The 21,890-nt window shown below is 72.4% G+C and carries 17 protein-coding genes; 10 read left to right on the top strand and 7 right to left on the bottom strand.

Annotation, left to right across the window (positions count from 1 at the left end; genetic code table 11):
* Positions 1 to 140: 140 nt before the first annotated feature.
* Complete coding sequence (locus ACWDX6_RS21135; protein WP_451486424.1) at positions 141 to 1,955, bottom strand: glycoside hydrolase family 3 protein; 1,815 nt, start codon at positions 1,953 to 1,955, stop codon at positions 141 to 143.
* Between the two features lie 127 nt (positions 1,956 to 2,082).
* The gene (locus ACWDX6_RS21130) at positions 2,083 to 3,009 is read right to left on the bottom strand and encodes a LysR family transcriptional regulator (RefSeq protein ID WP_451486423.1); all 927 of its coding nucleotides are present in this window, start codon (positions 3,007 to 3,009) and stop codon (positions 2,083 to 2,085) included.
* Positions 3,010 to 3,107: 98 nt separating this feature from the next.
* On the opposite strand from ACWDX6_RS21130, the gene ACWDX6_RS21125 reads away from it, so the two are divergent.
* Positions 3,108 to 4,049 (top strand): EamA family transporter, encoded by a 942-nt coding sequence (locus tag ACWDX6_RS21125; protein WP_451486422.1) that lies wholly within the window; start codon positions 3,108 to 3,110, stop codon positions 4,047 to 4,049.
* Between the two features lie 101 nt (positions 4,050 to 4,150).
* On the opposite strand, the gene ACWDX6_RS21120 is transcribed toward ACWDX6_RS21125, so the two are convergent.
* Entirely contained in the window at positions 4,151 to 5,206 is a 1,056-nt protein-coding gene (locus tag ACWDX6_RS21120) for a LacI family DNA-binding transcriptional regulator (RefSeq protein WP_451486421.1), read from the bottom strand.
* Positions 5,207 to 5,329: 123 nt separating this feature from the next.
* Here ACWDX6_RS21120 and ACWDX6_RS21115 point away from each other — a divergent pair, with 123 nt between their 5' ends.
* From ACWDX6_RS21115 to ACWDX6_RS21095, 5 genes are all read left to right on the top strand, one after another.
* On the top strand, positions 5,330 to 6,481 hold the full coding sequence (locus ACWDX6_RS21115; RefSeq protein WP_451486420.1) for a Gfo/Idh/MocA family protein: 1,152 nt from the start codon (positions 5,330 to 5,332) through the stop codon (positions 6,479 to 6,481).
* Positions 6,478 to 7,632, top strand: coding sequence for a dihydrodipicolinate synthase family protein (locus ACWDX6_RS21110; protein WP_451486419.1), 1,155 nt, complete (start codon positions 6,478 to 6,480; stop codon positions 7,630 to 7,632). Before ACWDX6_RS21115 ends, ACWDX6_RS21110 begins: the two co-directional genes overlap by 4 nt.
* A 29-nt stretch (positions 7,633 to 7,661) precedes the next feature.
* Positions 7,662 to 8,435, top strand: coding sequence for a sugar phosphate isomerase/epimerase family protein (locus tag ACWDX6_RS21105; RefSeq protein WP_451486429.1), 774 nt, complete (start codon positions 7,662 to 7,664; stop codon positions 8,433 to 8,435).
* Between the two features lie 87 nt (positions 8,436 to 8,522).
* A complete protein-coding gene (gene recD2 / locus ACWDX6_RS21100) occupies positions 8,523 to 10,742 on the top strand; it encodes an SF1B family DNA helicase RecD2 (protein WP_451486418.1) in 2,220 nt (739 codons plus the stop codon).
* Between the two features lie 226 nt (positions 10,743 to 10,968).
* Positions 10,969 to 12,258: a citrate synthase gene (locus ACWDX6_RS21095; protein WP_352190558.1), complete on the top strand. Its 1,290-nt coding sequence runs from the start codon at positions 10,969 to 10,971 to the stop codon at positions 12,256 to 12,258.
* 412 nt (positions 12,259 to 12,670) lie between these two features.
* Here the strand turns inward: ACWDX6_RS21095 and ACWDX6_RS21090 are convergent, their stop codons facing one another.
* The 4 genes from ACWDX6_RS21090 to ACWDX6_RS21075 all read right to left on the bottom strand — a co-directional run bounded on the left by ACWDX6_RS21090 (position 12,671) and on the right by ACWDX6_RS21075 (position 16,819).
* Positions 12,671 to 14,953, bottom strand: a complete 2,283-nt coding sequence (locus ACWDX6_RS21090; RefSeq protein ID WP_451486417.1) for a heavy metal translocating P-type ATPase — start codon at positions 14,951 to 14,953, stop codon at positions 12,671 to 12,673.
* A gap of 95 nt (positions 14,954 to 15,048) precedes the next feature.
* Positions 15,049 to 15,354: a heavy-metal-associated domain-containing protein gene (locus ACWDX6_RS21085; protein ID WP_451486416.1), complete on the bottom strand. Its 306-nt coding sequence runs from the start codon at positions 15,352 to 15,354 to the stop codon at positions 15,049 to 15,051.
* A 106-nt stretch (positions 15,355 to 15,460) separates the two neighbouring features.
* A complete protein-coding gene (locus ACWDX6_RS21080; protein WP_451486415.1) occupies positions 15,461 to 15,658 on the bottom strand; it encodes a helix-turn-helix transcriptional regulator in 198 nt (65 codons plus the stop codon).
* Positions 15,659 to 15,910: 252 nt separating this feature from the next.
* On the bottom strand, positions 15,911 to 16,819 hold the full coding sequence (locus ACWDX6_RS21075; RefSeq protein WP_451486414.1) for a sugar phosphate isomerase/epimerase family protein: 909 nt from the start codon (positions 16,817 to 16,819) through the stop codon (positions 15,911 to 15,913).
* A gap of 128 nt (positions 16,820 to 16,947) precedes the next feature.
* Here ACWDX6_RS21075 and iolC point away from each other — a divergent pair, with 128 nt between their 5' ends.
* From iolC to iolD, 4 genes are all read left to right on the top strand, one after another.
* Positions 16,948 to 17,970, top strand: coding sequence for a 5-dehydro-2-deoxygluconokinase (iolC, locus tag ACWDX6_RS21070; RefSeq protein WP_451486413.1), 1,023 nt, complete (start codon positions 16,948 to 16,950; stop codon positions 17,968 to 17,970).
* 353 nt (positions 17,971 to 18,323) lie between these two features.
* Entirely contained in the window at positions 18,324 to 19,214 is an 891-nt protein-coding gene (locus tag ACWDX6_RS21065; protein ID WP_451486428.1) for a Cgl0159 family (beta/alpha)8-fold protein, read from the top strand.
* Entirely contained in the window at positions 19,211 to 20,017 is an 807-nt protein-coding gene (gene iolB / locus ACWDX6_RS21060) for a 5-deoxy-glucuronate isomerase (RefSeq protein WP_451486412.1), read from the top strand. Before ACWDX6_RS21065 ends, iolB begins: the two co-directional genes overlap by 4 nt.
* Entirely contained in the window at positions 20,017 to 21,873 is a 1,857-nt protein-coding gene (gene iolD, locus ACWDX6_RS21055; RefSeq protein WP_451486411.1) for a 3D-(3,5/4)-trihydroxycyclohexane-1,2-dione acylhydrolase (decyclizing), read from the top strand. Before iolB ends, iolD begins: the two co-directional genes overlap by 1 nt.
* Positions 21,874 to 21,890: the final 17 nt, after the last annotated feature.

The raw sequence follows: 21,890 nt of genomic DNA, 5'->3' as shown, positions 1-21,890 counted from the left end.
GTTCGCGATCAGCCCGGCGTACAGCGGGTCGACCTCGGCTACCGGCAGCGGCGAGGCGCCCTGCGCTCCCACCCGGGGGCTCTCCCCCCGGGCGCGGCCCACCGGCGTGCCCCGTCAGGCGTACGACGGACCGTGCTCCGTCAGGCGTACGACAGACCGTGGCCGACGGGGTACAGCACCTTCGCCGGATCGTCCGCCCGCTGTATGGCGACGGGCAGCCGGCCCTGGGGCCGTGCCTCGCCCGCGATGACCCGGACGGCGGCCCGCAGTTCGACATCGGTCCAGGAGTACGCGGCGAGGGCGGCCCGCTGCCCGGTCAGCCGGGCGATGTCGTACGGGTTGCGGATCGCGACCGTCACGACGGGGACGCCCGTCGCAGCGAGCCGGGAGACCAGCGTGCGCTGCGGGCTGGTCGCGCCGACGTTGTACGTGCCGACGACGACCACGTCCTTGCCCGCCGCTGCCGCCACCGCCTCGTCGATCTTCGCGGCGGTCGGTGCGGTGCCGGTCGGCAACGCCCGTGCCGAGAAGCCGAGTTCGGTGAACGCCCGGGCGAGGGTGGTGGTCGGCGGCCCGGTGGTGCCGGACGGTGAGGCCGGGTCGGCGCCCACGACCAGCACCTCGCCGTGGGTGCGCCGGCCGATCGGCAGGAATCCGCCCTCGTTGAGGAGGAGGGTGGTGGTCTCCTCGGCGATCCGGTCCGCGTGGGCCCGATGGGCGGGGGTGCCGACCGTCCGGTCCACCCCCGCGTGGGTGACGTACGGATCCTTGAAGAGCCCCAGCTTCGCCTTGAGCCGCAGAATCCGCAGGATCGATTCGTCGAGCCGGTCCTCGGTCAGCTCACCGCTCTTCACGGCCCTCAGGACCGCGTTCCAGGCGAGATCCAGCTTCGGCGGGTTGAGCAGCTGGTCGACACCGGCCTTGAGCGCGAGGACGGGCACGCGCTCGTCGCCGTACTTCGTCCGGACCCCCTCCATGCCGAGCGAGTCCGTCACCACCACGCCGTCGTAACCCAGCTTCTCGCGCAGCACGCCGGTCAGGATGGGACGGGACAGGGTCGCCGGGTCCTCGCTCGGATCGAGCGCGGGCACCACGATGTGCGCGGTCATGATCGAGTCGATCCCGGCGGCGATCGCCGAGCGGAACGGCGGCGCGTCCAGCTCCGCCCACTCCTCGACGGTGTGGGTGATGGTCGGCAGGCCGTAGTGGCTGTCGACGGCGGTGTCCCCGTGGCCCGGGAAGTGCTTGGCGGTCGCCGCCACCCCGGCCCGCTGGTATCCCTTCACCTGGGCGGCGACCAGAGCGGCGACGGCCTGCGGGTCGGAGCCGAAGGAGCGCACGCCGATGACCGGGTTGGCGGGGTTGACGTTGACGTCGGCGTCCGGCGCGTAGTTCTGCCGGATACCGACGGCGGCCAGTTCGGCGCCCGCGATCTGCGCGGCCTTGCGGGCGTCGGAGCGCGACCCTCCGGCACCGAGCGCCATCGCGCCGGGAAGGAGGGTGGCGGGCGCGCCGACCCGGCAGACGATGCCGTGCTCCTGGTCGGTGGAGATGAGCAGGGGGAGGGGCGTGGGCTGGGCCAGACCGGCCTTCTGGATGCCGTTGGAGAGATCGGCGATCTGGTGCGGGTCGCGGGTGTTGTGGGTCCAGGTGAAGTAGATGATCCCGCCGACGTGGTACCGCTCCACGAGCTCGGCGGCGGTACGGACGCCGATCTCCCTGAGGTTGGCGTCGATGTCGGCCTGGTCGGGTGCGGTGGCGGAGTGGCCGTAGACCCGCATGACGAAGAGCTGGCCGACCCTCTCCTCCAGCGACATGCGGGAGATGAGCCGGCGAAGGCCTCGGTCGTCGGTTCCCGCGTGCGCGAGCGGTGCTGTCGCTCCGGTGACGGCGGCGGCCGCGGCGGCGGCGGTGACGGTGAGGAGGGTGCGTCTGGAGGTGGCGCGGTGGTGCACTGATGCTCCTTCCGGCCGTGCGATGGTGAAGGAAACTTCCAAGGAGTCACGGATAGCCCGAAAGTAACTGCCAGGTCAAGCACCTGCGCAGGATCCGCGTCGCGCTCCCCGCCCGCGGCGGAGCGCGTCAGACGGCCTCGGAGGGGGCCGGGGCGGCCACCTCGGGCCACAGCTCCTGGAGCGCGCGGACCGTCTCCGTGATAGCCGGGCGGCGGGCCGCGCCGGTGCGCCACAGCGCCCGGAGCCGCCGGGTGGGGACCGGGTCGAGGCGGATCGGGGTCACCTCCGGCGGCAGGGTCCCCCGCCCCAGCCTCGGCACCAGCGCGATGCCCAGACCGGCCGCGACGAGGGCGACCTGGGTGTGGTTCTCCTCCGCCTGATGGACGACGCGCGGCTCGTAGCCGGTCGCCCGCAGCGTCCGTATCAGCCAGTCGTGGCACACCGTCCCGGGCGGCTGGGTGATCCACCGCTCGTCCGCCAGCTCCTCCCGCCGCACCGACGCCCGCGCCGCCAGCGGATGGTCCCGGTGCACGAGGATGTCGCACAGGTCGTCCCCGATCACCGCCTGCTCCACGCCCGGCGGGGTCGGCATCGGGGCGATGTCCCAGTCGTGCGCCACGGCGAGATCGATCACGCCGCGGGCCACCAGCTCGATCGAGACATGCGGGTCGACCTCGGTGAGCCGGGCGTCGAGCAACGGGTGCCGGCGGGCCAGTTCGGCGAGCGCCCGGGGCATCAGGCCGCGCGCCGCGCTCGCGAAACAGCCGATCGCCAGCCGCCCGGCCGGCAGTCCGCGCCACTCCTCGAGGCGTACCTCCGCCTCCTCGACGATCGACAGCAACCGCTCGGCCGTCGCGGCGAGTTGACGCGCCTCGTCGGTGAGGCGGACCCCGCGTCCCTGGCGTTCGAGCAGCGTCGTGCGGGTCTCCCGCTCCAGTTTGGCGATCTGCTGGGAGACGGCGGAGGGGCTGTAGCCGAGGGCGGCGGCCGCGGCGCCGACCGTCCCGTGGACGGCGACGGCGTGCAGGGCGCGCAGACGTCCGAGATCCAGCACGGGCCCCTCCAGGTGAGGTTGGATGAAGCGTCGCTTCATCCAACCATGAAGAAATCCGTGCTGGTGCTACATGGTTGGAGGCGGCGATGCTCGATCGCATGCGCCCCGCTCACATCGCCCTCGCCGCCCTCGTCGCCGCGGTCTGGGGAGTCAACTTCGTCGTCATCGAGATCGGCCTCGACCACTTCCCGCCGCTCCTCTTCTCCGCCCTCCGCTTCCTCGCCGCGGCCCTTCCCGCCGTCTTCCTTGTCGGCCGCCCCAAGGTGGCCTGGACGTGGATCGTCCTGGTCGGCGTCGTGCTCGGCGTGGCCAAGTTCGGCCTGCTCTTCACCGGGATGGACCTCGGAGCCCCCGCCGGACTCTCCTCCCTGGTTTTGCAGATCCAGGCGGTCTTCACGGCCCTGTTCGCCTTCGTCGCGCTCGGCGAACGGCCCGGCCGGCTCAAGCTCGCGGGCATGGCGGTCGCGCTCGCCGGCATCGGCGTGGCCGCGATCGACGAGGGTGCCTCGGGCCCGGTCGCCGGCTTCGTGCTCTGTGTCGCGGCGGCGGCCTGCTGGGGCGTCTCCAACGTCCTGACCCGCAAGGCGTCCCCTCCCGACGCCCTCAACTTCATGGTGTGGGTCAGCACCGTCCCCGTACTGCCGCTGCTCGCCCTCTCTCTCGTACTGGAGGGCCCGGAGCGGGATCTCGCGGCGCTCAGGTCGTTGGACTGGACCGGCGTCGGCGTCATCGTGTACGTCGCCTGGATCACCACGGTCTTCGGTTTCGGCGCCTGGGGCTGGCTCCTGCGCCGTTACCCGGCCTCGTCCGTGGCCCCCTTCTCGCTCCTCGTGCCGGTCTTCGGCATGTCCTCGGCGGCCCTGATCCTGGACGAGGGCGTCAGCCCCCTGCGCTGGTGCGCGGCGGCGCTGCTGGTCGGGGGAGTGGCGCTGACGTCCCTCGGACGGGGGCCCGCACGGCCGCCGAAACCCGGCCGTGAGCATGGCGACACTGCCGCAAGGGTGCTGGTCCCGACGGTGAACGGCAACCCCGCACCATGACGTTTCCGCCTCCGCCGCGGGCAACCGCACCCTCCCGCCCAGGGGCAACCCCCAGCCGTATCCGCCGGCGCCGCCGTGGCGGGCCGGGAAGGAGCGCCCCGTCACCCCCGGGGCGGCGCCGTCGAGTCGCGGACCATCAGCTCTCCCGCGATCGTCGCGATGCCCCCCGGCGGTGTGGTCTCCGTGCCCATCGCCAGGCGTCCCGCCCGGGCCCCCGCCTCGTGCAGCGGCAGCCGTACGGTCGTCAGCGCGGGCACCGCGTCCAGCGAGAAGGGCAGGTCGTCGAAGCCCGCCACGGAGACGTCGCCCGGGATGCTCAGTCCCCGGTCCCGCAGCGCGGCGCACGCGCCCAGCGCCACCGTGTCGTTCGCCGCGACGACCGCCGTCAGCGACGGTTCCCTGCGCAGGAGTTCGAGCGTCGCGTCGTAACCGGAACGCCGGTCGTACGACCCGTGGACCGTCAGCACCTCCGCCCCCTCGGCGAGCCCCGCCCCGGCCATCGCTTCCCGGTGCCCCTCGAGGCGCTCCCGGGTCGTCGTCCGGTCCGCCGGCCCCGCCACGTAACCGATCCGCTGGTGGCCGAGCCCCAGCAGGTGCTCCGTCAACCGTCTCGCCCCCGCCCGGTTGCCGAAGGTGAGCGCCGCCGCGCTCGCGTCCCCCGCCACCGGCGGCCGCCCGCACAGCACGACCCGGGTCCCCGCGTCCGCCAGCTTCGTCAGCTTGGCCGCCACCGCCGCCATGTGCTCGGGCAGCTCCAGCGATCCGCCGGTCAGGATGACCGCCGCGGCCCGCTGGCGCTGGAGGAGGGTCAGATAGGTGAGCTCGCGCTCGGGGGAGCCGCCGGTGTTGCAGACGACGGCCAGTTTCTCGCCACCGGCCCGGCCCGACGCGCCCTCCCCGATCGCGCTCTGCGCCGCGCCCGCCATGATCCCGAAGAACGGGTCGGCGATGTCGTTGACCAGGATGCCGACCAGGTCGGAGGTGGCGGCGGCGAGCGAACTCGCGGGCCCGTTCAGGACGTAGTCCAGCTCGTCCACCGCCCGCAGCACCCGTTCCCGCGTCGAGGCGGCGACCGGGTAGTTGCCGTTCAGGACGCGGGAGACGGTCGCGGGGGAGACTCGGGCCCGCGCGGCCACATCCGCGAGCGTGACGGTCATCGCGTACCTCCGAGGTGACGGGGGCCGACCCCTTGTCCGGCGTGTTGTCGGCAGGCTAGCGTCATCTCCTGTAGAAAGCGCTTTCTATCGCGCTGTCCATTCTGGTGTGGAGGGGAAGACTTCGTGACACGCAGGACGGTCCGGATCGCCATGAACGGCGTCACCGGACGCATGGGCTACCGCCAGCACCTCGTCCGCTCGATCCTCGCCCTGCGCGAGCAGGGCGGGCTCGACCTCGGCAACGGCGAGACCCTCTGGCCGGAGCCCGTGCTCGTCGGCCGCCGCGAGCACGCGCTGCGCGCCCTCGCGGAGCGCCATGGCCTCACCGAGTGGTCGACCGACCTCGACGCCGTCCTCGCCGACGACTCCGTCGACCTCTACTTCGACGCCCAGGTCACCTCGGCCCGCGTCGAGGCGATCAAGAAGGCGATCGCCGCCGGAAAGCACATCTACACCGAGAAGCCCACCGCGACGGACGTCGACGGCGCCCTCGAACTCGCCCGCCTGGCACGCGACGCCGGAGTGCGGCACGGCGTCGTCCAGGACAAGATCTTCCTCCCCGGCCTGCTGAAGCTGAAGCGGCTCATCGACGGCGGGTTCTTCGGCGAGATCCTGTCGGTACGGGGCGAGTTCGGCTACTGGGTCTTCGAGGGCGACTGGCAGGAGGCCCAGCGCCCCAGCTGGAACTACCGCGCGCAGGACGGCGGCGGCATCGTCGTCGACATGTTCCCGCACTGGGAGTACGTCCTGCACGAGCTGTTCGGCCGGGTCACCAGCGTCACCGCGCACGTCGCCACGCACATCCCGCAGCGCTGGGACGAGCGGGGCAAGCCGTACCAGGCGACCGCCGACGACGCCGCGTACGGCATCTTCCAGCTGGAGGGCGGGGCGGTCGCCCAGATCAACTCCTCCTGGGCGGTCCGCGTCAACCGCGACGAACTGGTCGAGTTCCAGGTCGACGGAGTCCACGGCTCGGCCGTCGCCGGTCTGCGCGGCTGCCGCGTCCAGCACCGCTCGGCCACCCCCAAGCCGGTCTGGAACCCGGACATCCCCGTCACCGAACCCTTCCGGGACCAGTGGCAGGAGGTCCCGGACAACGCCGAGTTCGACAACGGCTTCAAGGCGCAGTGGGAGCTGTTCCTGCGCCATGTCGTCCTGGGCGAGCCGTACCACTGGGACCTGCTGGCGGGCGCGCGCGGAGTGCAGCTCGCCGAGCTGGGCCTGCGGTCGGCCGCCGAGGGCCGCCGCCTGGAGGTCCCGGAGATCACGCTGTGATCCGCCTGCCGCAGCCGGAGGGAGGGGTACGGGAGTACACCCCGCGCCCCGCGCAGGCGCCGGACCCCGCCGGGACCGGGCCGCTGACCTCCCGCACCGTCTTCTCCGCCGCCCATGTCGTCGCCGACCCCTACGCCGACACCACCCCCGACTCGCCCGCCGCCGTCGACTGGGACGCCACCCTCGCCTTCCGCCGCCACCTCTGGGCCCAGGGCCTCGGCGTCGCCGAGGCGATGGACACCGCCCAGCGCGGCATGGGCCTGGACTGGGCCGGAGCCGCCGAGCTGATCCGCCGCTCGGCCGCCGAGGCCAAGGCGGTCGGCGGCCGGATCGCCTGCGGCGTCGGCACGGACCAGCTCACCGGCCCGGCCGGCCTCGCGGCGGTCCGCGAGGCGTACGAGGAGCAGCTCGCCCTCGTCGAGGAGACCGGCTCCCAGGCCATCCTCATGGCCTCGCGCGCCCTGGCGGCCGCCGCCGCGTCCCCGGACGACTATCTGGACACGTACGCGCATCTGCTGCGCCAGGCGTCGGAGCCGGTGATCCTGCACTGGCTGGGGCCGATGTTCGACCCGGCGCTGGAGGGTTACTGGGGCTCCACGGACCTGGACGCGGCCACCTCCGTCTTCCTCGACGTGATCGCGGCCCATCCGGACAAGGTCGACGGCATCAAGGTCTCGCTGCTGGACGCCCAGCGGGAGATCGACCTGCGGCGCCGCCTCCCGGAGGGCGTCCGCTGCTACACGGGCGACGACTTCAACTACCCCGAGCTGATCGCCGGTGACGACCAGGGGCTCAGCCACGCCCTCCTCGGCATCTTCGATCCGCTGGGGCCGCTCGCGGCGCGGGCGGTCCGGGTCCTGGACACCGGCGACGTGAAGGGTTTCCGGGAGATCCTGGACCCGACGGTCGAGCTGTCCCGGCACCTCTTCCAGGCACCGACCCGCTTCTACAAGACGGGTGTGGTGTTCCTCGCCTGGCTGGCCGGCCACCAGGACCACTTCACGATGGTCGGCGGCCTCCAGTCCGCCCGCTCCCTTCCGCACCTGGCCCGCGCGTACGAACTGGCCGACGGGCTCGGCCTGTTCCCCGATCCGGAGCTGGCCGAGTCCCGGATGGAGTCCCTCCTCACGGTGTACGGAGTTCCGCGGTGACCGACCTCTCCCGCTTCAGCGTCAACCAGATGACGGTGAGGCAACTCGCCCTGCCCGACCTGGTGGAGCAGTGCGCACGGCTCGGCGTCCCGGGCGTCGGCCTGTGGCGCGAGCCGGTCCAGGCGTACGGTGTCGAGGCCGCGGCCAAGCTCGTACGGGACGCCGGGCTCACCGTCACCACCCTGTGCCGGGGCGGCTTCTTCACGACCGCAGAGTCGCTGGACGACAACCGGGCGGCGATCGACGAGGCCGCGCTCCTCGGCACCGACACCCTGGTCCTGGTCTCCGGCGGGCTGCCCCCCGGCAGCCGCGACCTGCCGGGCGCCCGGGCCCGGATCGCCGACGCGATCGCCGAACTCGCCCCGTACGCGGGCGAACGGGGTGTCCGCCTCGCCATCGAACCGCTGCACCCGATGTACGCGGCGGATCGTTGCGCGGTCTCGACGTTGGACCAGGCGCTGGAGATCGCCGAGCGCTTCCCGGCGGAGCAGGTCGGCGTGGCCGTCGACACGTACCACATCTGGTGGGACGACCGGGCCCCGGCGGCGGTGGCCCGGGCGGGCGCCTCGGGCCGTATCCACACCTTCCAGCTCGCCGACTGGACCACCCCCCTCCCGGCGGGCGTCCTCACGGGCCGCGGCCAGCTGGGCGACGGCGTGATCGACCTGCGGGCCTGGTGCGACCTCGTCGACGAGGCGGGCTACGACGGCCCCGTCGAGGTGGAACTCTTCAACGACGAGCTGTGGGCCAGGGACGGCGTGGAGGTCCTGGAGGAGACCGTGGGGAGGTACCTGGCGATCTGAGAGGCGCGGGCGGGGACCCCCCGGGGCGTTCGCACGGGGCTGTCCCCGGGCCCTCCCGTTGTCCGACCCGTTCGCTACCGTCGGTGCATGTCCCATCTGGCAGTGCTCGAAGGCGTTCTCGAGCGGATCACCTATGCCAACGAGGAGAACGGCTACACCGTCGCCCGGGTCGACACCGGCCGTGGCGCCGGGGATCTCCTCACGGTGGTCGGCTCGCTGCTCGGCGCGCAGCCGGGCGAGTCGCTGCGGATGGAGGGCCGTTGGGGCTCCCATCCGCAGTACGGCAAGCAGTTCACGGTCGAGAACTACACGACCGTCCTGCCGGCGACCATCCAGGGCATACGCCGCTATCTCGGCTCCGGTCTCATCAAGGGCATCGGGCCGAGGATCGCCGAACGGATCGTCGAGCACTTCGGCACCGACACCCTCGACGTCATCGAGCGGGAGCCGAAGCGGCTCATCGAGGTGCCCGGACTGGGCCCCAAGCGGACGAAGCTGATCGGCGCGGCCTGGGAGGAGCAGAAGGCGATCAAGGAGGTGATGGTCTTCCTCCAGGGCGTCGGGGTCTCCACCTCCATCGCCGTGCGGATCTACAAGAAGTACGGGGACGCCTCCATCTCCGTCGTGCGCAACCAGCCCTACCGCCTGGCCGCAGACGTCTGGGGCATCGGCTTCCTGACCGCCGACAGGATCGCGCAGGCCGTCGGCATCCCGCACGACAGCCCGGACCGGGTCAAGGCCGGCTTGCAGTACGCCCTGTCGCAGTCCACGGACCAGGGGCACTGCTTCCTGCCCGAGGAGCAGTTGATCGCCGACGCCGTGAAGCTGCTCCAGGTCGACACCGGGCTGGTCATCGAGTGCCTCGCCGCGCTCGCGGAGGACCCCGAGGGGGTGGTGCGCGAGCCGGTGCCCGGTCCGGAGGGCCGGCCGGTGACGGCCGTCTATCTGGTCCCGTTCCACCGCGCCGAGCTCTCGCTGGCCGCCCAGATCGGCAGACTGCTGCGGACCGGGGAGGACCGGATGCCGGCCTTCCGGGACGTGGCCTGGGACAAGGCCCTGGCCTGGCTGGCCGACCGCACGGGAGCCTCGCTCGCGCCCGAGCAGGAGGAGGCGGTACGGCTCGCGCTGACCCGCAAGGTCGCCGTGCTGACGGGCGGGCCGGGGTGCGGCAAGTCGTTCACCGTCCGGTCGATCGTGGAGCTGGCCCGGGCGAAGCGGGCGAAGGTGGTCCTGGCGGCGCCCACCGGCCGGGCCGCGAAGCGGCTGGCCGAGCTGACCGGCGCCGAGGCGTCGACCGTCCACCGGCTCCTGGAGCTGAAGCCGGGCGGCGACGCGGCCTTCGACCGGGACCGCCCCCTCGACGCCGACCTGGTCGTCGTGGACGAGGCGTCCATGCTCGATCTGCTCCTCGCCAACAAGCTGGTGAAGGCCGTGGCACCCGGTGCCCATCTGCTCCTGGTCGGGGACGTCGACCAGCTGCCCTCGGTGGGCGCGGGGGAGGTCCTCGGCGATCTGCTGGCCCCCGAGAGCCCGGTCCCGGCGGTCCGGCTGACCCGGATCTTCCGGCAGGCCCAGCAGTCGGGCGTGGTCACCAACGCCCACCGGATCAACGCCGGCCTGCCGCCCGTCACCGACGGCCTGCCGGACTTCTTCCTCTTCGCGGAGGACGAGACGGAGGACGCGGCGCGGGTCGCCGTCGAGGTCGCGGCACGGCGAATTCCGGCCAAGTTCGGCCTCGACCCCCGCCGTGACGTGCAGGTTCTCGCCCCGATGCACCGGGGCCCGGCAGGCGCCGGCGCCCTCAACGGACTCCTCCAGCAGGCCATCACCCCGGCCCGCCCCGACCTTCCCGAGAAGCGCTTCGGCGGCCGCGTCTTCCGCGTGGGCGACAAGGTCACCCAGATCCGCAACAACTACGAGAAGGGCGCCAACGGCGTCTTCAACGGCACGGTCGGCGTCGTGACCGCGCTCGACACCGTGGAGCAGCGGCTGACCGTGCGCACGGACGAGGACGAGGAGGTGCCGTACGACTTCGACGAGCTGGACGAGCTGGCCCACGCCTACGCCGTCACCATCCACCGATCGCAGGGCAGCGAGTACCCGGCGGTCGTGATCCCCGTCACCACCAGCGCCTGGATGATGCTCCAGCGGAATCTGCTCTACACCGCCGTCACCCGCGCCAAGAAGCTGGTGGTGCTGGTCGGCTCCCGCAAGGCCATCGGCCAGGCCGTCCGTACGGTTTCCGCGGGCCGGCGCTGTACGGCGCTGGCCCATCGGCTCGCGGGCGGCGGCTCCGCCGCCCGGTGACGCGACCGGTGGCGCGAAGGGGCTTTCCCGGGCCCCCGGTCGTGTGAAAGGGCACCCCGGACTACCGGAAGCGGGGCGAAGGGGGCAAGATGAGCAGGTTGGCGGCACTGAGTGCCGCCAAATGGCCCAATGGTCGACCCCGAGTGCACTCTCCTGAGCCAAATGGGGGATGGTAGAGACAGTCAGGGCACCTCGAAGAAGAGGCACTACGTCGGTGAGGGATGACGTGAGCGACAACTCTGTAGTACTGCGGTACGCGGACGGTGAATACACCTACCCGGTGGTCGAAAGCACCGTCGGCGACAAGGGCTTCGACATCGGGAAGCTCCGAGCCCAGACCGGTCTGGTGACCCTGGACAGCGGATACGGCAACACCGCCGCCTATAAATCCGCGATCACCTACCTCGATGGTGAGCAGGGCATTCTGCGGTACCGCGGCTACCCCATCGAGCAGCTGGCCGAGCGCTCCACCTTCCTCGAGGTGGCGTACCTGCTGATCAACGGTGAGCTGCCCAAGGTCGACGAGCTCGCGACCTTCAAGAACGAGATCACGCAGCACACGCTGCTGCACGAGGACGTCAAGCGCTTCTTCGACGGCTTCCCGCGCGACGCCCACCCGATGGCGATGCTGTCCTCGGTGGTCTCGGCGCTGTCCACGTTCTACCAGGACAGCCACAACCCGTTCGACGAGAAGCAGCGCCACCTCTCCACGATCCGGCTGCTCGCCAAGCTGCCGACCATCGCGGCGTACGCGTACAAGAAGTCGATCGGCCACCCCTTCGTCTACCCGCGCAACGACCTCGGGTACGTCGAGAACTTCCTGCGCATGACCTTCTCGGTCCCGGCGCAGGAGTACGAGCTCGACCCGGTCGTGGTCTCCGCGCTCGACAAGCTGCTGATCCTGCACGCGGACCACGAGCAGAACTGCTCGACCTCCACGGTGCGTCTGGTCGGCTCCTCGCAGGCGAACATGTTCGCCTCGATCTCCGCCGGCATCTCGGCCCTCTGGGGCCCCCTGCACGGTGGCGCCAACCAGTCCGTCCTGGAGATGCTCGAGGGCATCCAGGCCAACGGCGGCGATGTCGACTCCTTCATCAACAAGGTGAAGAACAAGGAGGACGGCGTCCGCCTGATGGGCTTCGGCCACCGGGTGTACAAGTCCTTCGACCCGCGCGCCAAGATCATCAAGGCGGCGGCGCACGATGTCCTCTCGGCCCTTGGCAAGTCCGACGAGCTGCTGGACATCGCGCTCAAGCTGGAGGAGCACGCGCTCTCCGACGACTACTTCGTCTCGCGCAACCTCTACCCCAACGTGGACTTCTACACGGGTCTGATCTACCGCGCGATGGGCTTCCCGACCGAGATGTTCACCGTGCTCTTCGCGCTCGGCCGTCTCCCGGGCTGGATCGCCCAGTGGCACGAGATGATCAAGGAGCCGGGTTCCCGCATCGGGCGCCCGCGCCAGATCTACACGGGCGAGGTCCTGCGCGACTTCGTCCCGGTCGAGGGCCGCTGACCTCCGGGCGAAGGGCAGGCCGCCGGCCTGCCGGCGACGAAGGCCACTGACCTCCGGGTGACGAAAAGCGCCCCGCCACCGATCCCCCCACGGGTCGGTGAGCGGGGCGCTTCCCATATCCCCGGTGCGGATTCCCCCCACGGGATCCGGGCCGGGCGTCTGCCGGGTTCAGCAGAAGCTACGCGGGTCGGCGCGGTCTGCCGGGGTACGTACGGGAGGGCCGCTCAAAGCTCCCCGTGCACGTGCCCCGGCCAACGCTTGCCTGGGACATCCCCCAAGACGTCCCATGAACGTCCCCCAAGACGTTCGTGGCATCGCCCACTTAGACTCGCGAACAGCCCGAATGGTTACCTCTCAATATCTGTGATCTAGGTCTCTTTGTGAAGGTCCTGTGCGTCACGTGTAGGTCAATTCACGTGAACCGCCGCAGTCGCAGGCTGTTCGTCACGACGAAAACGGACGAGAACGCCATCGCCAGCCCCGCGATCATGGGGTTGAGCAGTCCGGCGGCGGCCAGCGGAAGGGCCGCGAGGTTGTAGCCGAAGGCCCACCCGAGGTTGCCCTTGATCGTCGCGAGGGTGCGGCGGGAGAGCCGGATCGCGTCCGCCGCCACCCGCAGATCTCCTCGTACGAGAGTGAGGTCGCCGGCCTCGATGGCCGCGTCCGTGCCCGTGCCCAGGGCCAGGCCCAGGTCGGCGGTGGCGAGCGCGGCCGCGTCGTTCACGCCGTCGCCGACCATCGCGACCGTACGGCCCTCCGCCTGGAGCCGCCGGATCACGTCGACCTTGTCCTGCGGCAGCACCTCGGCGAAGACCCGGTCCGCGGGGATGCCCACCTCGGCCGCCACCGTCTCGGCGACCGACCGGTCGTCCCCGGTCAGCAGGACCGGCGCCAGGCCGAGGTCGCGCAGTCGGGCCACCGCCTCGGCGCTGGTCTCCTTGACCGCGTCGGCGACCGTCAGGAAGCCGCGGGCCCGCCCGTCCCAGGCGACATGCACGGCGCCCGGCGCCGACGGCCCGGGCACCTCGATCCCCGCGGCCTCCAGAAGAGCCGCGCGGCCGGCCAGGACCTCGTGTCCGTCGACGGAGCCGCGCACGCCGAGGCCGGGCACGCTCTCGAACGACGTGGGCACGGGCAGCTCGCCCACCGGCAGCCCCAGCCGCTCGGCGGCGCCGGTGGCGACGGCCCGGGCGACCGGGTGCTCGGAGGAGTGCTCCAGGGCGCCCGCGAGGCGCAGCAGCTCGGCCTCGTCCTCACCCTCGTAGCCGTACACCTTCCGCAGCGCCATCCGGCCGGTGGTGACCGTGCCGGTCTTGTCCAGGACGACGGTGTCGACGCGGCGGGTGGACTCCAGCACCTCCGGGCCCTTGATCAGGATGCCGAGCTGCGCGCCGCGGCCGGTGCCGACCATGAGGGCGGTCGGGGTGGCCAGGCCCAGGGCGCACGGGCAGGCGATGATCAGGACGGCGACGGCGGCCGTGAACGCGGCGGTGGTGTCGCCGGTCACCAGCAGCCAGGCCGCCAGCGTGCCGAGCGCGAGGAGCAGCACCACGGGCACGAAGACCGCCGAGATCCGGTCGGCGAGCCGCTGGACCCGGGCCTTGCCGTTCTGCGCCTCCTCGACCAGCTTCGCCATCCGGGCCAGCTGGGTGTCCGCGCCGACGCGGGTGGCCGCCACGACCAGCCGTCCGGTGGTGTTGAGGCAGCCGCCCGTCACGGGGTCCCCGGCCGTCACGTCGACCGGGAGGGACTCGCCGGTCAGCAGGGAGGCGTCGACGGCGGAGCGCCCCTCGGTGACGGTCCCGTCGGTGGCGATCTTCTCCCCGGGCCGCACGACGAAGAGGTCCCCGACGCGCAGGGCGGCCACCGGCACGCGTACCTCCGTACCGCCCCGCAGGACGGCCACGTCCTTGGAGCCCAGCTCCATCAGGGCGCGCAGCGCCGAGCCCGCTCTCCGCTTGGCCCGGGCCTCCAGCCAGCGGCCGAGGAGGAGGAAGGTGACGACCCCGGCCGCGACCTCCAGGTAGAGGGTGGCGGCGCCGTCCGCGCGGCCGACGGTGAGGTCGAAGGTGTGACGCATGCCGGGCATGCCGGCATGACCGAAGAACAGCGCCCACAGCGACCAGCCGAAGGCGGCGAGGGTGCCGACCGAGACGAGGGTGTCCATGGTGGCGGCGCCGTGCCGGAGGTTGGTCCAGGCGGCCCGGTGGAAGGGGAGCCCGCCCCAGACGACGACCGGGGCGGCGAGGGTGAGCGAGAGCCACTGCCAGTTGTCGAACTGGAGGGCCGGGACCATCGCGAGCAGGACGACGGGGGCGGAGAGGACCGCCGAGACGGTCAGGCGCGTGCGCAGCGCGTCGAGCTCGGCGTCCCGCTCCCGCTGCGGCCCCGGCTTCGGCGCCGGCTCCGCTTCGGGTGCCGGCTCCGGGGCGGGCTCCGGCGGCGGGGGCTCCTCGGCGGTGTAGCCGGTCCTGACGACCGTCGCGATCAGCTCGGCGACCTCCACCTCGGGCGCGTGGTCGATCCTCGCCTTCTCCGTCGCGTAGTTGACGGTCGCCGTGACGCCGTCCATGCGGTTGAGCTTCTTCTCGACGCGGGCCGCGCACGAGGCGCAGGTCATCCCGCCGATGATCAGCTCGGTCGACCGGCTGGCGGAGGTGGTGGCGGAGGTGGTGGGGGCGGAGCTGGAGGTCATGTGCGGTTCCAAAAGGGAGCAGGGCCGTACCGTCGTAACGGTACGGCCCTGCCGGGTATGCCGGAGGCGGGGCCTCAGGCCCAGGGGGCGGCTTGTCAGCCGACCAGTTCGTAGCCGGCCTCGTCGACGGCGGCGCGGACCGCGTCCTCGTCGAGCGGGGCCTCGGAGACCACGGTGACCCGGCCGGTCGCGGCCACGGCCGTGACCGACGAGACGCCGGCGATCTCGGAGATCTCGCTGGAGACCGCGCCCTCGCAGTGGCCGCAGGTCATGCCCTTGACCTGGTAGACGGTGGTGACACCGTCGGCGGGGCTCTCCGCCGCGCTGTCGTGACACGAGCCGGTCGACGAGCAGCAGCCGCTGGAGACCTGGGGGAGTTCGGTCTTCGTCTCGGCGGTCATGACGTTCTCCTCTTCGAGGGTGGTGCTGTTTCCGGGTCGTACACTTGCACATCCTATACCCCTAGGGGGTATGAATCCACCGCGTGTCCGGCGGCCTTCTCCCGAGTCATCCGCGGCGGCTCCGGTTGCTCGGACGGTTGGCGACCCAGGCGTGGATGGTCTCCGCGTACCAGTAGGGCTTGCCGGACTCCACACGGTCGGGCGGCGGCAGCAGTCCGTGCTTCCGGTAGGAGCGGACCGTGTCCGGCTGCACCCTGATGTGTGCGGCGATGTCCTTGTACGACCAGAGTCTTCTGTCCGTCATGTGTGGCACCTCCCTGCACGCCACGCAGCGGCGGCGGGGGTGCCGTTCGGGGGAGCTGCGGTGGCGGGCGCTGGCGATCACTGAGCCTGTGCCCGTTGAACGACAGCCCTCGACCGGAGGAGAGCGGCTGTCGACCAGCTGTGACGGAAAACCCGCGTAATGGAGATATGTGTGACGACAGCGGGATGGATGTGACGCAAGTGGCGCATAGTCACATCGGCGCGCCACCGCGGCATTTCACCGGTGACGGCCTCATGCACCGCAGGAGCGCAGAAAGCGGCGGGTGCGGACCGCGATCGGATACGGCCGGTCCGGCTCGCACGGGTACATGTCCTGCTCCACGATGGCGAAGAGATCCACGTCCAGGGCCTGGGCCGCCGCGAGGACCGGTTCCAGGGCGGGCACTCCGGAGGGCGGTTCGCACATCACGCCCCGGGCCACGGCGGGCCCGAACGGGATCCCGTCCGCCACGACCGCGGCCAGGATCTCCGGGTCGACCTGCTTGAGGTGGAGATAGCCGACGCGCTCGCCGTAGGTCTCGATCAGCTTGACGCTGTCGCCGCCGCAGTAGGCGTAATGGCCGGTGTCCAGGCAGAGCGAGACCAGGTCCGGGTCGGTGGCGTCCAGGAAGCGGGCCACGTTCTCCTCGCTGTCGATGTGCGTGTCCGCGTGCGGATGGACGACGATCCGCAGTCCGTAGCGCTCCCGCACCTCCTGCCCGAGGCGTTCGGTCAGGGACGTCAGATGACGCCACTGCCCGGCGTCGAGGGTGCGGTCCTCCAGGACCTCGCCGGTCTTGTCGTCCCGCCAGAAGGAGGGGATGACCACGAGGTGTTCCGCCCCCATGGCCTGGGCGAGGGCCGCGTTGTCGGCGACATGCGCCCAGGTCCTCTCCCAGACGGCCGGGCCGTGGTGCAGCCCGGTGAAGACCGTCCCGGCGGAGACCCGCAGACCGCGGCGGCTCGTCTCCTCGGCGAGGATCGCGGGGTCGGTGGGCAGATAGCCGTACGGGCCCAGCTCGATCCACTCGTAACCGGCGCCGGCCACCTCGTCGAGGAAGCGCTGCCAGGGAACCTGCCGGGGATCGTCGGGGAACCAGACGCCCCAGGAGTCCGGGGCGGAGCCGATACGGATACGGGACAGTGGCGACGGCTTCGTCATGCAAGCCACCTTGGCCGGGGCCGCGAAGGAGCGTCAAGACGGTCGTCCGAATGTAAGGACATAACGTTGACAGGGTTCCTGGCGGGCGGCTAGACCTGGGTGCGGGGCCGAGGCGAGAGGTGACGTACATGCGGACGGAGCCGTACGACCTGATCACGATGGGGCGCATCGGCGTGGATCTGTATCCCCTTCAGATCGGGGTGCCGCTGGCCCGCGTGGAGAGCTTCGGGAAGTTCCTGGGCGGCTCGCCGGCGAACGTGGCGGTCGCCGCGGCGCGGCTCGGCCGGCGCACCGCCCTCATCACCCGGACGGGCGCCGACCCCTTCGGCGACTATCTGCACCAGGAACTACGGGCCTTCGGCGTCGACGACCGGTGGGTGACGGCGGTGGAGGCATATCCGACGCCGGTGACCTTCTGCGAGATCTTCCCGCCCGACCACTTCCCGATCCACTTCTACCGCCGGCCCAAGGCCCCCGACCTGGAGATCCACCCGCACGAGCTGGACCTCGCGGCGATCCGCTCGGCGCGCGCCTTCTGGGTGACCGGCACGGGGTTGAGCGCCGAACCCAGCCGGACGGCGACCCTCCAGGCGCTGCGGGAGCGAGGCCGCGAGGGGCTGACCGTCCTCGACCTGGACTGGCGTCCGGCGCTCTGGCCCGAACCCGCCGAGGCCCCCGCGCTCTACCGGGCCGCTCTGGGCGCGGCGACGGTCGCCGTCGGCAACCTCGACGAGTGCGAGGTCGCCACCGGGGAGCGCGAGCCCCACGCCGCCGCCCGCGCCCTGCTCGACGCGGGGGTGCGGCTCGCGGTCGTCAAGCAGGGCCCCGAGGGGGTCCTCGCGATGGGCGCGGACGGGGAGTACGCGGAGGCGGAGCCGCTGCCGGTCGAGGTCGTCAACGGCCTCGGCGCGGGCGACGCGTTCGGCGGGGCGCTCGCGCACGGCCTGCTGGCCGGCTGGGACCTGGAACGCGTGATCCGCCACGCCAACGCGGCCGGCGCGATCGTCGCCGGCCGCCTCGCCTGTTCCCCCGCGATGCCGTACGAGTCCGAGATCGCCCACGCCCTCGCGACGGGCACGGGCTCGGTCCCGCCGTCCGGGCCCCAGGGGGAGCGTCCGGCCTCAGAGGTACGGTCGGGGCCCGCGTCATGACCGGCGACGGCCTCGGCCCGGCCGGCGACCCGGACCGGACGGATGAGCTCGGCGCCGTCACTTCCTCGGATCCCCCGGACCAACCCGCCCTCGCCCCCGCCCCCGGTCCGCCGGACGCGCCCTACCACCTGGCCGCCGCGCCGCGCCCGGGCAGGGCGGGGCGGTCGGCACGGGCGGTGGGGCGGTCGGCACGGGCGGTGGGGCGCGCCGACCGCCCCGCACCGTGGTCACCTGCCGAACCTGCCGGACCTTCCGAACCCGCCGGCTCGCGACCCGCCCGCCCTGACCGCCCGGCCCCACCGCCCGCCACCCCCCGCCCCGGCCCGCCCGTCGACGTCGTCCGGCTCGTCGCCCTGCGCGCCCGGCATCCCGAGGCCGTCGCGGAAGCCGCCGCACGGCGCCGGACCCGGCCGCTGCTCGCAGGGCGTGGCCGGCTCCTGATCATCGCCGCCGACCATCCCGCCCGCGGGGCCCTCGGCGTCGCGGGACGGCCGTACGCCATGGCAGACCGCGCCGACCTGCTCGGGCGGCTCCGTCTCGCGCTCTCCCGCCCCGGCGTCGACGGTGTCCTCGCCTCCGCCGACATCCTCGACGACCTGCTGCTCCTCGGCGCCCTGGAGGACCGGCTCGCCGTCGGATCCATGAACCGCGGCGGCCTCGCCGGCGCCGCCTTCGAGCTCGACGACCGCTTCACCGGACACCGCCCCCAGGACCTCGCCCGGCTCGGCTTCGACGCCGGCAAGCTGCTGCTGCGCATCGACCCCGACGACCCCGGCTCCCTCACCACCCTCCACTCCGCCGCGCGCGCCGTCGACGAGATGGCCGCCCTGCGCCTGCCCGTCTTCGTCGAACCCTTCCTCTGCCGCCGCGACACCGCCGGCCGCCTCCACACCGACCTCTCCGCCGAGGCCGTCACCACCTCCCTGGCCATCGCCTCCGGACTCGGCGGCACCTCCGCCTACACCTGGCTCAAGGTCCCGGTCACCGGTCACCCCGACGAGATGGCCCGCGTCATGGGAGCCACCACCCTCCCCGCGGTCCTCCTCGGCGGAGACCCCGGCGCCGACCCGGCCGCGCAGGAGGCCACGTACGAGAAGTGGCGTGCCGCGCTGCGCCTCCCGACCGTCCGGGGGCTCGTCGTCGGCCGCTCGCTCCTCTATCCGCCGGACGGCGATGTGGCCCGGGCCGTCGACACGGCGGCGGGTCTGCTGGACGAGGAGGAAGGGGTAGACACACGACCATGAGCTCCTTGCATCTGCCGGCCGGAACCGCCTCGCGCGGGCCCTACGCCCTCCACGTCGACCCCGAACGGGCCGGCTGGGCCCACTGCTCCCTCCGAGTTGTCGAACTGCGCCCCGGCGAGAGCCATCTCCTGGACACTGGGGACAGTGAATGGATCGTGCTTCCGCTCACCGGCGGCTGTACGGTGCACGTAGCCGGCGAGACCCTCCAACTCCACGGCCGGGACAGCGTGTTCGGCGGAGTCTCCGACTTCGCCTACGTGCCCCGTGACACCCGAGCCCAGATCGCCTCCGGTGCGGGAGGCCGCTTCGCTTTGGCAGGAGCGAAGTGCGAGCGACGACTCCCCGCTCGCTACGGCCCCGCGCCGGAGGTTCCCGTCGAGGCCCGCGGCAGCGGCGCCCAGGCACGGCACGTGCGGAACTTCGCCGCGGCGGGCGTCTTCCCGTGCGACCGGCTGATCGCCGTCGAGGTGATCACCCCGGGCGGCAACTGGTCCTCCTACCCGCCCCACAAGCACGACGAGCACCGCCCCGGCGTCGAGTCCGAGCTGGAGGAGATCTACTACTACGAGATCGACCGCGCCGGCCTCGGCTACCAGCGGATCTCCCCCTCCCGCCCCGGCGGCGCCGACCTCCTCGCCGAGGTCGGCAGCGGTGACGCCGTCCTCGTGCCGAACGGCTGGCACGGCCCGTCGATCGCCCAGCCGGGCCACGACATGTACTACCTCAACGTCATGGCGGGGCCGGGAGCCGAACGGGAGTGGAAGATCTGCTTCCACCCGGACCACACGGAGGGATACAAGTAGTGAGTGCTCTCACCGTCGCCCAGGCGCTGGTGCGCTTCCTCGCCGCCCAGTACACCGAACGCGACGGCGTGCGACAGCGGCTGATCTCCGCGACCTGGGGCATCTTCGGGCACGGCAACGTCGCCGGCGTCGGCCAGGCACTGCTCGAGTACGCCGACTCCATGCCGTACCACCAGGGGCGCAACGAGCAGGCGATGGTGCACGCGGCCGTCGGCTACGCACGCCAGTCGAACCGGCTCTCCGCCCACGCGGTCACGACCTCCATCGGCCCCGGCGCCACCAACCTCGTCACCGGCGCCGCCCTCGCCACCGTCAACCACCTGCCGGTCCTGCTGCTGCCCGGCGACACCTTCGCCACCCGCCCCGCCGACCCCGTGCTCCAGCAGCTCGAAGTCCCGTACGCCGGCGACCTCTCCGTCAACGACTGCCTGCGGCCGGTCTCGAAGTACTTCGACCGGATCACCCGCCCCGAGGCGCTCATCCCGGCCGCGCTCGCCGCCGCGAGGGTCCTCGCCGACCCCGTCGAGACCGGCGCCGTCACGCTCGCGCTGCCGCAGGACGTCCAGGCGGAGGCGTACGACTGGCCGGAGGAGTTCTTCGCCGAGCGCGTCTGGACGGTGCGCCGGCCGCGCCCGGACCGGGCCGAACTCGACGCGGCGGTACGGGCCGTCAGGGCGGCCCGCAGGCCGCTGATCGTCGCGGGCGGCGGGGTGAAGCACAGCGGCGCCGAGGACGCCCTGCGCACCTTCGCCGAACGCGCCCGTATCCCCGTCGCCTCCACCCAGGCCGGCAAGGGAGCGCTGCCGTACGACCACCCCTGCGACGTCGGCGGCATCGGCCACACGGGCACCGCCACCGCCGACTCCCTCGCGGCCACCAGCGACCTTGTCATCGGCGTCGGCACCCGCTACACCGACTTCACCACCGCGTCCGCCACCCTCTTCCCCGAGGGCGTCCGGTTCGTGAACCTCAACATCGCCGGCTTCGACGCCCACAAACTCGGCGCCCAGCCGCTCGTCGCCGACGCCCGCGAGGGCCTCACCGCGCTGACCGAGGCACTCGGCGGACACCGCGCGGACGACCACTCCTGGACGGTCTCCAAGGAGGACTGGCAGCGGCGGACCGACACCGCCTACGCCGTCCCGGACGAGGACGCCCGCCCCACCCAGACCCAGGTCCTCGGCCTGCTCGACACTCTGGTCACCGGGGACGACATCCTGATCAACGCCGCCGGTTCGCTCCCCGGCGACCTCCACAAGCTCTGGCGGGCCCGGTCCTCGGACCAGTACCACGTCGAATACGGCTACTCCTGCATGGGTTACGAGATGCCGGCCGCGATCGGCGTGGCGCTCGCCGCCCCCGGCCGGCCCGTCTGGGCCCTCGTCGGCGACGGGACGTATCTGATGAACCCCACCGAACTCGTCACGGCCGTACAGGAGCGACTGCCCATCAAGGTGGTCATCCTGCAGAACCACGGATACGCCTCCATCGAGGGGCTCTCGGAGGCCGTCGGCGGCGAGGGATACGGCACCGCCTACCGCCACCGCGCCCCGGACGGCACCTTCACCGGGCCGCCGCTCCCCGTCGACCTGGCCGCCAACGCCGCCTCCCTCGGCATGCGGGTGCTGCGCGCCCGCACCGTGCGTGACCTGCGAGAAGCCCTCGCCGACGCCCGGGCGTCGACCGTCCCCACATGTGTCTACACCGAGACCGAAACGGCAGACACAGTGTCGGGCGCGCCCCCCGCCCAGGCGTGGTGGGATGTGCCCGTGGCCGAGACCGCGACCCGCGCGTCGGCGGTCAAGGCCCGGGAGGAGTACGACCGGAACGTCACCGCCCGACGCCGCCACCTGTAACAGCCAGAAGGAGCATT

This window comes from Streptomyces sp. NPDC003027, assembly GCF_053591435.1.
Note: the sequence above shows the minus strand (reverse complement) of the source record. Positions and strands in the feature narration are given on the sequence as shown.

What these genes read in the sequence shown, in the direction of transcription:
- ACWDX6_RS21125 (WP_451486422.1), top strand. Translation starts at nt 3,108, where the DNA reads ATGCGCCCCGCTCACATCGCCCTCGCCGCCCTCGTCGCCGCGGTCTGG.
- ACWDX6_RS21120 (WP_451486421.1), bottom strand. Translation starts at nt 5,206, where the DNA reads ATGACCGTCACGCTCGCGGATGTGGCCGCGCGGGCCCGAGTCTCCCCC.
- ACWDX6_RS21105 (WP_451486429.1), top strand. Translation starts at nt 7,662, where the DNA reads ATGACGGTGAGGCAACTCGCCCTGCCCGACCTGGTGGAGCAGTGCGCA.
- recD2 (WP_451486418.1), top strand. Translation starts at nt 8,523, where the DNA reads ATGTCCCATCTGGCAGTGCTCGAAGGCGTTCTCGAGCGGATCACCTAT.
- ACWDX6_RS21090 (WP_451486417.1), bottom strand. Translation starts at nt 14,953, where the DNA reads ATGACCTCCAGCTCCGCCCCCACCACCTCCGCCACCACCTCCGCCAGC.
- ACWDX6_RS21085 (WP_451486416.1), bottom strand. Translation starts at nt 15,354, where the DNA reads ATGACCGCCGAGACGAAGACCGAACTCCCCCAGGTCTCCAGCGGCTGC.
- ACWDX6_RS21080 (WP_451486415.1), bottom strand. Translation starts at nt 15,658, where the DNA reads ATGACGGACAGAAGACTCTGGTCGTACAAGGACATCGCCGCACACATC.
- ACWDX6_RS21075 (WP_451486414.1), bottom strand. Translation starts at nt 16,819, where the DNA reads ATGACGAAGCCGTCGCCACTGTCCCGTATCCGTATCGGCTCCGCCCCG.
- iolC (WP_451486413.1), top strand. Translation starts at nt 16,948, where the DNA reads ATGCGGACGGAGCCGTACGACCTGATCACGATGGGGCGCATCGGCGTG.
- iolB (WP_451486412.1), top strand. Translation starts at nt 19,211, where the DNA reads ATGAGCTCCTTGCATCTGCCGGCCGGAACCGCCTCGCGCGGGCCCTAC.